This window comes from Serratia rhizosphaerae, assembly GCF_009817885.1.
Taxonomy (GTDB): domain Bacteria; phylum Pseudomonadota; class Gammaproteobacteria; order Enterobacterales; family Enterobacteriaceae; genus Serratia_B; species Serratia_B rhizosphaerae.
In genome coordinates this window covers 4,526,499-4,539,306 of record NZ_CP041764.1, presented here as the reverse complement: position 1 = coordinate 4,539,306, position 12,808 = coordinate 4,526,499, and the positions used below count along the sequence as shown (strand labels likewise).

The window sequence follows — 12,808 nt, the reverse complement described above, 5'->3', positions numbered from 1 at the left end:
GCCGTCCTTTTTAATCAGGAGTCACTATCATGACGGCAGACGCAATCGCCCTGGGACTGGACTTCGGCAGCGACTCGGTGCGCGTATTGGCGGTAGATTGCCGCAGCGGCGAGGAGCTGGATACCGAAGTGGCCTATTACCCGCGCTGGCAGCGCGGCGACTACTGCGACGCGGCGCAGAATCAGTTCCGCCATCACCCGCGCGACTATATCGACGCCATGGAACAGGCGATTGTCGCGCTGGTGCAGCGTATGACGCCGACGCAGCGTCAAAGCGTGATCGGCATCGGCGTCGATTCCACCGGCTCTACGCCGGCGCCCATCGACGAACACGGCCAGGTGCTGGCGCTGCGGCCGGAGTTCGCCGATAACCCGAACGCCATGTTTGTCCTGTGGAAAGATCATACGGCGATCGATGAGGCGGAGGCGATCAACCGCCTGTGCCGCAGCGGCGAGTTTGCGGATTACACCCGCTATATCGGCGGCGTTTACTCATCGGAATGGTTCTGGGCCAAGATCCTGCACGTCTCACGTCAGGATGCGGCGGTGCGCCGGGCGGCAGCCTCCTGGGTAGAGCTGTGCGACTGGGTGCCGGCGCTGTTGTCCGGCACTACGGCGCCGCAGCACCTTATCCGCGGACGCTGCAGCGTCGGCCACAAAACGCTGTGGCACCCTGACTGGGGCGGCCTGCCGCCGCGGGCGTTCTTCGCCGCGCTGGATCCGCTGCTGGTTGACTGTCTGCCCTATCCGCTGTTTGAAGAAACCCGGACCGCCGAACAGCCGGTCGGCACGCTGAGCGCCGAGTGGGCGCAGCGGCTCGGCCTGTCGCCGCAGGTGGTGTTGTCCGGCGGCGCGTTCGACTGCCATATGGGCGCGGTGGGCGCCGGCGCCCGTCCCCATACGCTAGTCAAAGTGATTGGCACCTCGACCTGCGATATTTTGCTGGCCGAGCCTCAACGCGTCGGCGACCGGGCGATCGCCGGCATCTGCGGCCAGGTCGACGGCAGCGTGGTGCCTGGGCTGATCGGCATGGAGGCGGGCCAATCGGCATTCGGCGACATGTACGCCTGGTTCGGCCGCCTGCTGAGCTGGCCGCTGCGCGAAGCCGCCCGCAGCCGGCCGGAGCTGCAGCCGCAGCTGGCGCAGATTGAACAGCAGCTGCTGACGACGCTGACCGACGCCTGGGCCGCCAATCCTTCTTTGGAACATCTGCCGGTGGTGCTGGACTGGTTCAACGGCCGCCGCACGCCGTATGCCAACCAGCGCCTGCAGGGAGTGATCGGCGATCTTAATCTCGGTACCGACGCGCCGACGCTGTTCGGCGGCCTGATCGCCGCCACCGCCTTTGGCGCACGCGCCATTATGGAGTGCTTTGAGCAGCAGGATATTCCGGTGGAAAACGTGCTGGCGCTGGGCGGTATCGCCCGTAAATCGCCGACCATTATGCAAGCCTGCGCCGATGTGATGAACCGCCCGCTGCAAATTGTCGCCTCCGATCAGTGCTGCGCGCTGGGGGCGGCGATTTTCGCCGCCGTCGCCGCCGGACGGCATGCCGATATCCCGACGGCGCAGCGCCATATGGCCTGCGGCCTGGAGCGCACCCTGCAGCCCGACCCGCAGCGCGTAGCGCGCTACCAGCAGCTTTATCAACGCTATCAACAGTGGTGTCAGGCCGCCGAACCGCGCTATGCCGCGCCGGCATCATGCCCTGACCATGCCCAATAACCGCCAACCGACCTGGAGTTTCTGATGGACGTATTTACACAACGCGAAGTCTGGTTTGTCATCGGCAGCCAGCACCTGTATGGCCCGCAAACCCTGCAGCAGGTGAAACAACACGCCGAACAGGTGGTTAACAGCCTTAATCAGGACGCCGGCCTGCCGGTGAAACTGGTGTTAAAACCCCTGCTCACCACGCCGGATGAAATCAGCGCCGTCTGCCGCGACGCCAACTATCAGCAGGGCTGCATCGGTATTATCACCTGGCTGCACACCTTCTCGCCGGCCAAGATGTGGATCGCCGGTCTGTCAATCCTCAGCAAGCCGCTGCTGCAGTTCCATACCCAGTTCAACGCCGAGGTGCCGTGGGACAGTATGGATATGGACTTTATGAACCTGAACCAGACCGCGCACGGCGGCCGCGAGTTCGGCTTTATCGGCGCGCGCATGCGCCAGCAGCACAGTGTGATCACCGGCCACTGGCAGGATAAGCAGGCTCATCAGCGCATTGCGCAGTGGATGCGCGTCGCCGCCGCGCGTCAGGAGAGCCAACAGCTGAAGGTCGCACGTTTTGGCGACAATATGCGTCAGGTGGCCGTGACCGAAGGGGATAAGGTCGGCGCGCAGATTCAGTTCGGCTATGAGGTCAACGCGCACGGCATCGGCGACCTGGTCAGCGTGATTAACGAGGTCGGCAACGGCGAGGTGGACGCGCTGATCGACGACTATGAAGCCAGCTACACGCTGAGCGATGCGGTCGCCCTGCACGGCGCCAAGCGGCAGAATCTGCTGGACGCCGCGCGTATCGAACTGGGGATGCAGCGTTTCCTGCAACAGGGCGGTTACCACGCCTTCACCACCAACTTTGAAGATCTGCACGGCATGCGGCAGTTGCCGGGGCTGGCGGTGCAGCGCCTGATGCAGCAGGGCTACGGCTTCGGCGGCGAAGGCGACTGGAAAACCGCCGCGCTGCTGCGCATTCTGAAAGTGATGGCCGACGGACTGCAGGGCGGCACCTCCTTTATGGAGGACTATACCTATCACTTCCAGCCGGGCAATGATTTGGTGATCGGTTCTCATATGCTGGAGGTCTGCCCGTCGATTGCCGAGCAGAAACCGCTGCTGGACGTGCAGCCGCTCGGCATCGGCGGTAAAGACGATCCGGCGCGGCTGATCTTCTCCACCCCGGCCGGGCCGGCGGTCAACGCCAGCCTGATCGACATGGGCGACCGCTTCCGTCTGCTGGTGAATCAGGTCGATACCATAGAGCAGCCACACCCGCTGCCGAAGCTGCCGGTGGCGCGCGCCATCTGGCGGGCGCAGCCGTCGCTCGCCACCGCCGCCGAAGCCTGGATCCTCGGCGGCGGCGCTCACCATACGGTGTTCTCACAGGCGCTGAACGCCGACTACCTGCGTTTATATGCAGAGATGCACAACATTGAGTTTCTGCTGATTGATAATGAGACAACGCTGCCGGCCTTCAAGAATGAACTGCGCTGGAATGAAGTGTATTACCAACTGAACCGTCGGTGATTGTTTCACCACTCGGACCGGATGCCGGTCAGGTTCACTGACCGGCATTTTCTGCCCATTATTCTGAGCACTCATTTCACCATCGCGATGTGTTCACGCATCGCCGCTTTCGCCTTTACCCGCCGCGACCAGATCGCGGTCACGATCGGCACCAGAATCGACGTCACAATCACCGAGGTGGCCACCAGCGCGGTCGCCGCTGGCGCCACCGGCTTAAACTGCGGCACCATTTCGGCAATCAGCACCGGCGTCGCCACGGCAGCGCCGGCCGAACTGGATGCCGCCACGCCGGCGGTGCCGTCGCCGCCCCCAATCAGTTTATCGGCGACGATCAGCGGAATGCCAGTGACAATAATCACCGCGACGCCCAGCAGGATCCCCAGCAGGCCGGTCTGGGCGATAACGCTCAGATCGATGGTATTGCCGAGCGCGAAGGCAAAAAACGGAATCAGCGTCTGCACCGCTTTGCCAAACAAATCACGCAGTTCCGGGTCTAGATTGCCCAGCACAAATCCCACCAGGAACGGCAGCACCGCGCCGATAAACACATGAGGTTCAAACGAGGCGATACCGGCGGTACCGAGAATAATCATCGTCATCAGCGGCCCGGACTCCAACGACATCAGAACAAACGCCCCGGCCTCTTCTTTCGTGCCGTACTGCTGCATAATCGACGCGTACAGGCCGCCGTTGGTCATGTCCATCGCCGCCACCAGCGCCAGCGTCGACAGCCCGGCAAAGAAGCCGACTTCCACTCCATGTTCCGGCAGCAGGCGCGAGGCCACCGCCGCCACCACCCAGGCGACTGCGATCTTGGTCACCACCAGCGTACCGGATTTGCGTAATACGGTGCCGGTAGCGCTCAGTTTGATCGCCGCCCCCATACAGAAGAACCATACCGCCAGGATCGGCACCGTGCCGGACATCAACCCGTTGGTAAACGAACCGAAATATTTGCCTGCCCCCGGCGCAAAGGTGTGGCAAGCCGCACCGATGAACAGCGGCACCAACATCATGCCGCCCGGGATCTTGTCTATCGCACGTTTTATCTGCATCACTCACTCCGTCTGGATGAACTGGTTATAGCAACGCATCGTCGACTGCCGCCTTCCCGGGCCGCTGCGAAACGATTGGGCTATCCACACTAACGGTTCACGACAGGAATAAAAGTGATCGCATGCATAAAATTAAAACGATGTTTTATTTTTATAGACCTACCATTCCAAAATAAAACCCAGCGCACAAAAAAGGCGGCAGTCTGCCGCCTGATGACATGGAGGTCTGCTCAGCTCAATACCGTACTGCCAAACGCCGCCTGCCAGTCCTGCTCAAACGTCGCCAGCGCCGCATCCACCGCAGGCGTGGCGATCAGCTGTTCAGCCACCTCGACCGGCAAGGTGACCGCGCGGCAGCCCGTCAGCATGCACGCCAGCACCTGACGCGGCGTTTTAAAGCTGGCGGCCAATACTTTGGCGTGCGGCGCATGCAGCGTCAGCAGTTGCTGCAGCTCCCGCACCATTTCAAGCGCATCGCCGCCCTGCGCATCGACGCGGTTTACGTACGGCGCTACATACTCGGCGCCGGACAGCGCCGCCAGCAGCCCCTGCGTGGCGCCGTACACCGCCGTGCCCAACGTCGGAATCGACATCGACTGCAGCTTTTTCATCGCCGCCAGCCCTTCGCCCGTCGCCGGGATCTTCACAATCAGCCCCGGTACACGCTGATTCAGCAGCACCGCGTCCGCCACCATCCGCTCCGCATCATTCGCCATCACCTGTGCAAACAGTTTGCCGGTGCCACCCAATGCATCACGCAGCGCCGGCAACACCTCCCAAAGCGGCTTGCCTTCTTTGGCGACAATGCTCGGGTTGGTGGTCACCCCCTGTAACGGCAACACCCGCGCCAGACGTTTTACCGCCGTGACATCCGCGCTATCGAGGTAAATTTCCATGTCGGACTCCTGCATAGTTATCTGCTGATTCAAACGCTGTTTACCCTATGCTAAACCAAAAGCGCGCCGCTGACGATGCAGAGAGGTTTTAGCGCATTACCCCGCCGGCGCGGCGTGCTATGATCGCCCGCACCGACTATCTCTTTGAAAACAGGCGCACTCCGCCCCATCAGGAACCTATGAACGCAAGACAACAGAGCATTTTGCAATGGGTCAACGAGCGGCGCCGCATCAGCGTCAGCGAACTGGCGCGTGCGTCTGGCGTTTCGGAAGTGACCATCCGGCAGGATCTGAATCTGCTGGAAAAGCGCAGCTATCTAAAGCGCATCCACGGCGCCGCCGTGGCGCTGGAAAGCGATGACGTCGATGCCCGTATGATGTCCAACTTCGTGCTTAAACAGCAGTTGGCGCGCTATGCGGCGTCACAGGTCAACGACGGCGAAACCATCTTTATCGAGAGCGGCAGCGCCAACGCCCTGCTGGCGCGCTACCTGGCGGAACGGCGGCATATCACGCTGATTACCGTCAGCCATTATATCGCCCAGTTGCTGAAAGAGAGCGACTGTGAGGTGATTGTCCTCGGCGGGATGTATCAGAAGCAGAGTGAAACCGTGGTCGGCCCGCTGACGCGCCTGTGCATTCAGCAGGTGCATTTCAGTAAGGCGTTTATCGGTATCGACGGTTATCACGCCGATACCGGCTTTACCGGCCGCGATATGATGCGCGCCGATGTGGTCAACGCCGTACTGGCGAAAGGCGTGGAGAACATCGTGCTGACCGACGCCTCCAAGTTCGGCCAGATACAGCCCAACCCGCTGGCGACGCCGCAGCAAATCAGCCGGGTGATCACCGACACCCGGCTGGCGCCGGCCTATCAGCAATTACTGCAGCATCAGGGCGTACAGCTCGATATGGTGGGCGAATAACGCCCTGCGCTTACTGGCCATAATAGGCATGCTTGCCGTGTTTGCGCAGGTAGTGCTTATCCAGCAGGGTCGGCTGCATCTGCGGCAGGTCGGGCGACAGCTGGCGTGAAAAGATCCCCATATAGGCGATCTCCTCCAGCACCACGGCGTTATGCAGCGCATTGGCGGCGTCCGCGCCCCAGACAAAAGGGCCGTGTGAATGCACCAGCACCGCCGGCACCGCGGCGGCGTCCAGCTGACGCTGGCGGAAGGTTTCCACAATCACCTGACCGGTCTCCCACTCATAGCGACCTTGGATCTCGGCATCGTGCATTTTACGGGTGCAGGGAATGTCGCCGTAAAAATAATCGGCATGGGTGGTGCCCCAGGCGGGAAGATCCAGACCGGCCTGCGCCCAGATGGTGGCATGGCGGGAATGGGTGTGCACCACGCCGCCGACGTCGTCAAAATTCAGATACAGCGCGCGGTGCGTCTCGGTATCGGATGACGGTTTTTTGTTACCTTCCACCACCTTGCCGCTCTCCAGTTCCACCACCACCATATCCTCCAGCGACAGCGCCTCATACTCGACGCCGGACGGTTTGATCACCATCAGCCCCGCCTGGCGGTCCACGCCGCTGACGTTGCCCCAGGTAAACGTCACCAGGCGATGGCGCGGCAGCGCCAGATTCGCCGCCAGAACCTGCTGTTTTAGCGCGTTAAGCATCGTCTTTCCTCAATTCACCGGCTTTGCCGCTATTGTCAAAGGCGCCGGCGGCAACGGGTATGGGCAAATTGGCTAAAGACAGGCAGCTTTCTGCTGCCGCGGGCAAAGCGTGCGCCCGCGCGTCAGCACAGGCTGAAACCGGTACCTCCGCAAAAGTTTCAGAATATTTACCTGCAAATGGAAATGTAACTATTTATACTTAAATACTGCGGCGCGGTTTGCCGTAGTTTTATCCGCAGGCCCTGTGTCGGCGGTTTATTTGTTACTGTATGGGTGTGAATAGCAGGCTTGATGTATGGTTTACGCCTGTGCCCGGTCTCTTTCGGCGGCATACGCTGGCGGCGGCACTCAACGCCGACGTCAACAAAAAAGCAGCAGGAAAGTGACAGGGTATATACTTACTTAAGGCACTTCCATATAGCCCATGCTAAGGAGAAGTCATTATGATGATCATTAACAAACGTTTTGCTACCGCCGCTCTGGCGATTACGCTGGCATTTTCGCTGAGCGCCTGCTCCAACATGTCCAAGCGCGATCGTAATACCGCTATCGGCGCCGGCGCCGGCGCAGTCGGCGGCGCAGTACTGACCGACGGCAGCGCGTTAGGTACGCTTGGCGGCGCGGCAGTCGGTGGGATCATCGGTCATCAGGTTGGTAAATAACCCGACGGATGGCGCAGACCGCTGTCGGTAAACCGGCAAAAGCGGCAAGGTTGTAGATAACGAAAAAAATAATTTCAGGTCGCTCTGTTTTGTCTGTGGCTTTTTCCTGCAGTCACCGGGTTCACCGCCCAAACACACGATAAGCCATGCCGCAATGCACCACCGCGGCATGGCTATATATCCGCTTAACCGCCCGCCTGCTTGACCTTCATGCCTTTTGCTTCCAGCAGCTGTTTGAGCAGATCGCGCTTGTCGCCCTGAATTTCGATGACGCCGTCTTTCACCGAACCGCCGCAGCCGCATTTCTTCTTCAGCTCCGCCGCCAGTTTGTCCAGTGCGCCGTCATCCAGATCGAGACCGCTTATCAGGCAAACGCCCTTGCCTTTACGGCCGCTGGTCTGCCGCTGAATGCGTACGATACCGTCGCCGCGCGGACGCTGCGGTTTGGCCTCTTCTTCTTTCACTCGCCCGCCGTCGGTGGAGTAAACCAGCCGGCTATTGTTGTCTTTCATCCTGGCCTCCGAATTATCGCAATGATGCGCGAATAGCGGCCAGCGTAGCGGCCGGGTCGGCGGATTGGGTAATCGGACGACCGATCACCATATAGTCGACGCCGGCAGCCTGCGCCTCGACCGGCGTCATCACGCGGCGCTGATCGCCGGTCGCGCTGCCCTGCGGGCGGATCCCCGGCGTCACCAGCTGGAACTGGCTGCCGCAGGCGGCTTTCAGCCGCTGCGCTTCCTGAGCGGAACACACCACGCCGTCCAGGCCACAGTCGCGCGTCAGGCGCGCCAGACGTTCCGCCTGCTCCGCCGGGCTGATGTCGATGCCGATCGCGCGCAGGTCTTCCGCCTCCATGCTGGTCAGCACCGTGACGGCAATCAGCAATGGCGCATCGGCGCCATATGGTTGCAGCGCCTGTTTTGCCGCGCTCATCATGCGCGCGCCGCCGCTGGCGTGGACGTTAACCATCCACACGCCCAGCTCGGCCGCCGCCGCCACCGCATGCGCCGTGGTGTTGGGAATATCGTGGAATTTTAAATCAAGGAATACGTCAAAGCCGCGCTGGTGCAGATCGCGCACCAGCTGCGGGCCGAACAGGGTAAACATCTCTTTGCCCACTTTTAAGCGGCAATCCTGCGGGTCGATGCGATCGACAAAGGCTAACGCGGCGTTCTTATCGGCATAATCCAGCGCAACAACGATCGGAGATGATTTTAAGCCATTGTTATTAACGTTACTTTCAGAACTCATTGCTTTTACCCTTTGTAAAATGGACATCGGCCTTCCCCGGAGTACTCCGCAGGGCGAACCCGCAAAAACGGCACGCCGCATTCTACATGCCGGCCGCCGGAAATCCCAGCCGCAAGGCGTTAACTGCACGATGTCTGGGCATTCTGCCCCGCACTTTTTTATCTGCGGAGCCAGCCTCCGCTGACAGGCCCAATATTAATTTTTTGTGACTCACTAGACGGCGTAATCTGGCTGGATTAGCGTGAAGCCTCCCTATCTCATACAAGGCTGTAACATGAGCGAGATATCTACCCTAACGATAAAAATCCCTCTTGAGCTGAAAGAGAAAGTCAGAGCCGCAGCGCTGGCCGGCGAATGCTCGCTGAGCGCGGAAGTTTGCCAGCGCCTGGCGGACAGTTTCGCCGTGCCGGCCGCCGGTCAGAAAAAGGCGCAGCGACAGGCGGAGATTGACAGCCAGGAAACCACAGAAGTGGTTGAAGCCCCATTGAGCCAGAAAGAGTTGAGAAAACTGCGGCAGTTGCTGAAGATAAACGTCAAAAGCGGCAAGAAGAAATAGGTCACGCTTAAAAAAACGGGGCGAAAGATTCGCCCCGTTTTTTATTGGCCATCCAGCCCGCGGATCGGCTTCACCGAAGCCCAGGAGCGGCATGACGGACAGTGCCAATAGAGCGAATGGGCGGTAAAGCCACACTTATGGCAGCGGTAGCGCGGCTTGGTGCGGATCTGTTCTCCGACCATATCGCGCAGCAACAGCAGGCTCTCCTTCGCACGACCGTCCTCCGCGTCAGCCAGGTGGTAGTCCATCAGGCGGTAGAACACCAGCATGGTCGGGTGACGCTGCAGCTGACGGTTGATATACACCTGCACCACGTCGCGCCCTTCATGCTGCTCGATCACTTCGGCCAGCATCAGCTCTGCCGTCGCGCCACAGTTCTCCTCCACGCAGCGCTTGAGGAACTCGGCCCAGGCGGCTTCCTGCTGCGGCAGGTGCTGATAGCACTCCTGCAGCATCGGCAAGGTTTCACTCACCAGATCCTTATCCTGATCCAGCACTCGCTTGAGCGACTCCACCGCCTTGGCATACTCGCCCTGCGCCATACAGATGCGGCCGACCATGATCGATACACGGGCGCACTGCTTGTCCGCGGCGGCGGCACGTTTCAGCAGCGACATCGCCTTATCGAGATCGTCGCTGCCCATCGCCTGCAGCGCCAACTCACAGTAGAAATGCGCGATTTCGCCGCGCTGTTTGTCTTTACCCAGCTTGACCAAACGCTCGGCTACTTCAATGGCCTTCTGCCAGTCGCTGGTCGCCTGGTGAATCACCAGCAGTTGCTGCAGCGCGGCCAGCCGGAAGTCCTGCTCACCGGTCAACTGGCTGAACATATCCTCAGCGCGGTCATACAGCCCGGCGGCCATGTAGTCGCGCCCCAGCTGCTGTACTGCCAGCAGGCGTTGCTCAAAGGTGAGCGACGAGCTTTCCATCAGCGCCTGGTGAATACGGATGGCGCGATCGACTTCGCCGCGGGAACGAAACAGGTTACCCAACGTCAGGTGGGCCTCCACGGTGTTGCTGTCCTCTTTCAGCATATCGAGGAACAGATCGACCGCTTTGTCCTGCTGGTTGGAAAGCAGGAAGTTAACCCCGGCCACATATTCACGCGACAGGCGGTTGGCTTCCTGCTGTTTATCCTGCTGAGCACTTCTGCGCCCCATGTACCAGCCATAGGCGGCAGCCACGGGCAGCAACAGAAACAGCAGCTCTAACATAGAAGGTTATTCCTTGCTGACAACGGGCTGAGTCACCGGTTCAGCTGGCGTTTCCAGCTGCGACTCCAGCCTTTTTACTTTCCGCTCGGCGCGGCTCAGGGCAAGGCGCGTACGCAGATAAAACAGGCCGCAGATAATCCAGCCAAGTACGAACCCCATGCCGAACAGCGTCGCCAGAAGTGTGGATACCCGGTAATCGCCCTGCGCCACCAGATAATTAAACGTCACAACCTGATCGTTCTGCGCGCCAAGCGTTACGGAAATAACGAAGATCACCAGAACCAGCAAAAAAATAAGTAAATATTTCACATTCTTTCCCGCGATGCCGAGTTTATCGGATGAATTATGCCCAAGGGTGGCGTCCGTAATACATTAAGTTAGCATTTCCCGCAGCGGCAGGGAAACCCTGGCGTGCGATAAATGCATAAAGACGCTGGTATATTCGGCAATAACGACGTCATCGGACACCCAGATGAGAACGCATCTCAAAATAGTGAATTAATAATGAAATGGGGGCGAAAGCGATAAATTACAAGGCGGGGGGATTAATACGTTGGCGACGGGCATTCGCCGCCAACGTGACATCGTCACAACAACGGCCTAACGCCTGTGGCCGCGATGTGCGATCTCCTGCTGTTCTTCCGGCGGCGGCGTCAACGGCCCGAACCAGCGCTGCGCCAGCCAGCAGACGATCGCCACCAGTAATGCGCTGATTAAGGTCGCCACCGCCAGATCGCGCGGCCAGTGCATCCCCAGCAGCAGACGGCTGATCATCACGCCGGCGGCCCAGACCATCAGCACCGCCACGGTTTTATAGTGCCGGCGCGGCCACAACAGGCCGACGCCCAGCAATGCCCAGGTGGCGGCAAACGTAGTATGGCCGGAAGGGAAAGCAAAACCGGTTTCAAACTGCCAGTGCTTGCGCAGCCACTCCGGCACCAGCGGCTGCCCCTGCAGCTGATCTTTCACCAGCGCCGCACGCTGCTTACGCTTCAGCGAATAAAAGTGTTCCTCACTGATATTGTGCTGCTGCTCCAGCCACATCACGAACGGTCGCGGCGCCTGCACCTGCTCTTTTATCAGCGATTTTATCCCCTGGCCCACCAGGATCGAGGCCAGCAGCAGCACCATCAGCCCGATCGCCGGTTTAAGACGAAAGCGCAGGCACCACAAAAACCAGGCCGACAACAGCACGCTGGTCAGTATGCCCCACGGCGCGGTGACCGTTTCCGTCATCCAAAACATCACTTTCAGCAGCGCATTATCGCCGCCGGGCTGCCATTGCCAGCCGGTCAGCCAAACGGCCAGCGGTATTAACAACAGCAACAGGGTTCCGCCGGCGGTGCGTTTTGCGATATCAAACATTTTATCATCCCGGTTATGGTTCAGAGCGCAGTGTAACAACCTTGTAATCTCAAGAACATAGCAGACGGCACGGACGCAGGCCGCCAGGCGGAGGAAAGCCCGGCCCCCTATTGCATCAATAGGTGGCGCACGGCGCCGGATGCTGGTTTGCTGAGCACCACTGGGCAAGAAGTTATGGCAGAATAGTCGATAATAAGCCATTAGAATACGCGGCGGCGCGTTTAATGCTGGTCAGGCGTTCATGTCGGACGTACCATGCGTTGCAGCGATTGAATCGAAAGTGTTGGAGAGTAACATGCAGCTTAAACGGGTGGCAGAGGCTAAACTGCCGACACCTTGGGGCGATTTCCTGATGGTGGGTTTTGAAGAACTCGCCACCGGGCACGATCATCTGGCGTTGGTTTTCGGCGATATCAGCGGCGATACGCCGGTGCTGGCGCGCGTACATTCGGAATGTCTGACCGGCGACGCCCTGTTCAGCCTGCGCTGCGACTGCGGTTTCCAACTGGAAGCCGCGCTGGAGCACATTGCCGAAGAAGGCCGCGGCATCCTGCTGTATCACCGCCAGGAAGGCCGCAACATCGGCCTGCTGAACAAAATCCGCGCCTATGCGCTGCAGGACAAAGGCGCCGATACGGTGGAGGCCAATCATCAGCTGGGCTTCGCGGCGGATGAGCGTGACTTCACCCTGTGTGCGGACATGTTTAAACTGCTGGGCGTGGATGCGGTGCGTCTGCTGACCAATAACCCGAAAAAGGTGGAAATCCTGAGTGAAGCCGGGATTAACATCGTCGAACGGGTGCCGTTGATCGTCGGCCGCAACCCGAAAAATGAGCGTTATCTGGCGACCAAAGCGGCCAAAATGGGCCATCTGCTGGACCAGAAGTAACCCACGCTAAAATAATCAGGGCGCCCGCAGGCGC

The 12,808-nt window shown here is 59.9% G+C and carries 14 protein-coding genes; 6 read left to right on the top strand and 8 right to left on the bottom strand.

The window, feature by feature from the left end; genetic code table 11:
- Window positions 1-29 precede the first annotated feature (29 nt).
- Window positions 30-1,724, top strand: coding sequence for a ribulokinase (locus FO014_RS21135; protein ID WP_160030945.1), 1,695 nt, complete (start codon window positions 30-32; stop codon window positions 1,722-1,724).
- Between the two features lie 24 nt (window positions 1,725-1,748).
- Window positions 1,749-3,251 (top strand): L-arabinose isomerase, encoded by a 1,503-nt coding sequence (gene araA, locus FO014_RS21125; RefSeq protein ID WP_160030944.1) that lies wholly within the window; start codon window positions 1,749-1,751, stop codon window positions 3,249-3,251.
- Between the two features lie 71 nt (window positions 3,252-3,322).
- Here araA and kdgT read toward each other — a convergent pair whose 3' ends face one another.
- Together kdgT and fsa are read right to left on the bottom strand one after the other, a co-directional pair.
- Entirely contained in the window at window positions 3,323-4,306 is a 984-nt protein-coding gene (kdgT, locus tag FO014_RS21120; protein ID WP_160030943.1) for a 2-keto-3-deoxygluconate transporter, read from the bottom strand.
- A gap of 230 nt (window positions 4,307-4,536) precedes the next feature.
- Complete coding sequence (gene fsa / locus FO014_RS21115) at window positions 4,537-5,202, bottom strand: fructose-6-phosphate aldolase (RefSeq protein WP_160030942.1); 666 nt, start codon at window positions 5,200-5,202, stop codon at window positions 4,537-4,539.
- A gap of 179 nt (window positions 5,203-5,381) precedes the next feature.
- On the opposite strand from fsa, the gene FO014_RS21110 reads away from it, so the two are divergent.
- Window positions 5,382-6,128, top strand: a complete 747-nt coding sequence (locus FO014_RS21110; RefSeq protein WP_160030941.1) for a DeoR/GlpR family DNA-binding transcription regulator — start codon at window positions 5,382-5,384, stop codon at window positions 6,126-6,128.
- A 10-nt stretch (window positions 6,129-6,138) separates the two neighbouring features.
- Here FO014_RS21110 and araD read toward each other — a convergent pair whose 3' ends face one another.
- Complete coding sequence (gene araD / locus FO014_RS21105; RefSeq protein ID WP_160030940.1) at window positions 6,139-6,834, bottom strand: L-ribulose-5-phosphate 4-epimerase; 696 nt, start codon at window positions 6,832-6,834, stop codon at window positions 6,139-6,141.
- A 443-nt stretch (window positions 6,835-7,277) separates the two neighbouring features.
- Between araD and osmB the strand changes: the two genes are divergently transcribed.
- Window positions 7,278-7,496 (top strand): osmotically-inducible lipoprotein OsmB, encoded by a 219-nt coding sequence (osmB, locus tag FO014_RS21100; RefSeq protein WP_015672500.1) that lies wholly within the window; start codon window positions 7,278-7,280, stop codon window positions 7,494-7,496.
- A gap of 185 nt (window positions 7,497-7,681) precedes the next feature.
- On the opposite strand, the gene yciH is transcribed toward osmB, so the two are convergent.
- Both yciH and pyrF read right to left on the bottom strand, forming a co-directional pair.
- The gene (gene yciH, locus FO014_RS21095) at window positions 7,682-8,008 is read right to left on the bottom strand and encodes a stress response translation initiation inhibitor YciH (protein ID WP_160030939.1); all 327 of its coding nucleotides are present in this window, start codon (window positions 8,006-8,008) and stop codon (window positions 7,682-7,684) included.
- Between the two features lie 13 nt (window positions 8,009-8,021).
- Window positions 8,022-8,750: an orotidine-5'-phosphate decarboxylase gene (gene pyrF, locus FO014_RS21090; protein WP_160030938.1), complete on the bottom strand. Its 729-nt coding sequence runs from the start codon at window positions 8,748-8,750 to the stop codon at window positions 8,022-8,024.
- A 274-nt stretch (window positions 8,751-9,024) separates the two neighbouring features.
- Between pyrF and FO014_RS21085 the strand changes: the two genes are divergently transcribed.
- On the top strand, window positions 9,025-9,306 hold the full coding sequence (locus FO014_RS21085) for a hypothetical protein (RefSeq protein WP_160030937.1): 282 nt from the start codon (window positions 9,025-9,027) through the stop codon (window positions 9,304-9,306).
- 41 nt (window positions 9,307-9,347) lie between these two features.
- Here the strand turns inward: FO014_RS21085 and lapB are convergent, their stop codons facing one another.
- From lapB to pgpB, 3 genes are all read right to left on the bottom strand, one after another.
- A complete protein-coding gene (gene lapB / locus FO014_RS21080) occupies window positions 9,348-10,520 on the bottom strand; it encodes a lipopolysaccharide assembly protein LapB (RefSeq protein ID WP_105231306.1) in 1,173 nt (390 codons plus the stop codon).
- Window positions 10,521-10,526: 6 nt separating this feature from the next.
- The gene (locus FO014_RS21075; protein ID WP_105231307.1) at window positions 10,527-10,829 is read right to left on the bottom strand and encodes a LapA family protein; all 303 of its coding nucleotides are present in this window, start codon (window positions 10,827-10,829) and stop codon (window positions 10,527-10,529) included.
- A gap of 291 nt (window positions 10,830-11,120) precedes the next feature.
- Window positions 11,121-11,885 (bottom strand): phosphatidylglycerophosphatase B, encoded by a 765-nt coding sequence (gene pgpB, locus FO014_RS21070; protein WP_105231308.1) that lies wholly within the window; start codon window positions 11,883-11,885, stop codon window positions 11,121-11,123.
- Between the two features lie 295 nt (window positions 11,886-12,180).
- On the opposite strand from pgpB, the gene ribA reads away from it, so the two are divergent.
- On the top strand, window positions 12,181-12,774 hold the full coding sequence (gene ribA / locus FO014_RS21065; RefSeq protein ID WP_105231309.1) for a GTP cyclohydrolase II: 594 nt from the start codon (window positions 12,181-12,183) through the stop codon (window positions 12,772-12,774).
- The last annotated feature ends 34 nt before the right edge of the window (window positions 12,775-12,808 follow it).

Excerpts from the sequence above, each read along its gene's own strand:
- ribA (WP_105231309.1), top strand. The coding sequence starts at position 12,181 with ATGCAGCTTAAACGGGTGGCAGAGGCTAAACTGCCGACACCTTGGGGC.
- araA (WP_160030944.1), top strand. The coding sequence starts at position 1,749 with ATGGACGTATTTACACAACGCGAAGTCTGGTTTGTCATCGGCAGCCAG.
- pyrF (WP_160030938.1), bottom strand. The coding sequence starts at position 8,750 with ATGAGTTCTGAAAGTAACGTTAATAACAATGGCTTAAAATCATCTCCG.
- FO014_RS21110 (WP_160030941.1), top strand. The coding sequence starts at position 5,382 with ATGAACGCAAGACAACAGAGCATTTTGCAATGGGTCAACGAGCGGCGC.
- araD (WP_160030940.1), bottom strand. The coding sequence starts at position 6,834 with ATGCTTAACGCGCTAAAACAGCAGGTTCTGGCGGCGAATCTGGCGCTG.
- lapB (WP_105231306.1), bottom strand. The coding sequence starts at position 10,520 with ATGTTAGAGCTGCTGTTTCTGTTGCTGCCCGTGGCTGCCGCCTATGGC.
- FO014_RS21085 (WP_160030937.1), top strand. The coding sequence starts at position 9,025 with ATGAGCGAGATATCTACCCTAACGATAAAAATCCCTCTTGAGCTGAAA.
- fsa (WP_160030942.1), bottom strand. The coding sequence starts at position 5,202 with ATGGAAATTTACCTCGATAGCGCGGATGTCACGGCGGTAAAACGTCTG.
- osmB (WP_015672500.1), top strand. The coding sequence starts at position 7,278 with ATGATGATCATTAACAAACGTTTTGCTACCGCCGCTCTGGCGATTACG.
- pgpB (WP_105231308.1), bottom strand. The coding sequence starts at position 11,885 with ATGTTTGATATCGCAAAACGCACCGCCGGCGGAACCCTGTTGCTGTTG.
- yciH (WP_160030939.1), bottom strand. The coding sequence starts at position 8,008 with ATGAAAGACAACAATAGCCGGCTGGTTTACTCCACCGACGGCGGGCGA.
- FO014_RS21135 (WP_160030945.1), top strand. The coding sequence starts at position 30 with ATGACGGCAGACGCAATCGCCCTGGGACTGGACTTCGGCAGCGACTCG.
- kdgT (WP_160030943.1), bottom strand. The coding sequence starts at position 4,306 with ATGCAGATAAAACGTGCGATAGACAAGATCCCGGGCGGCATGATGTTG.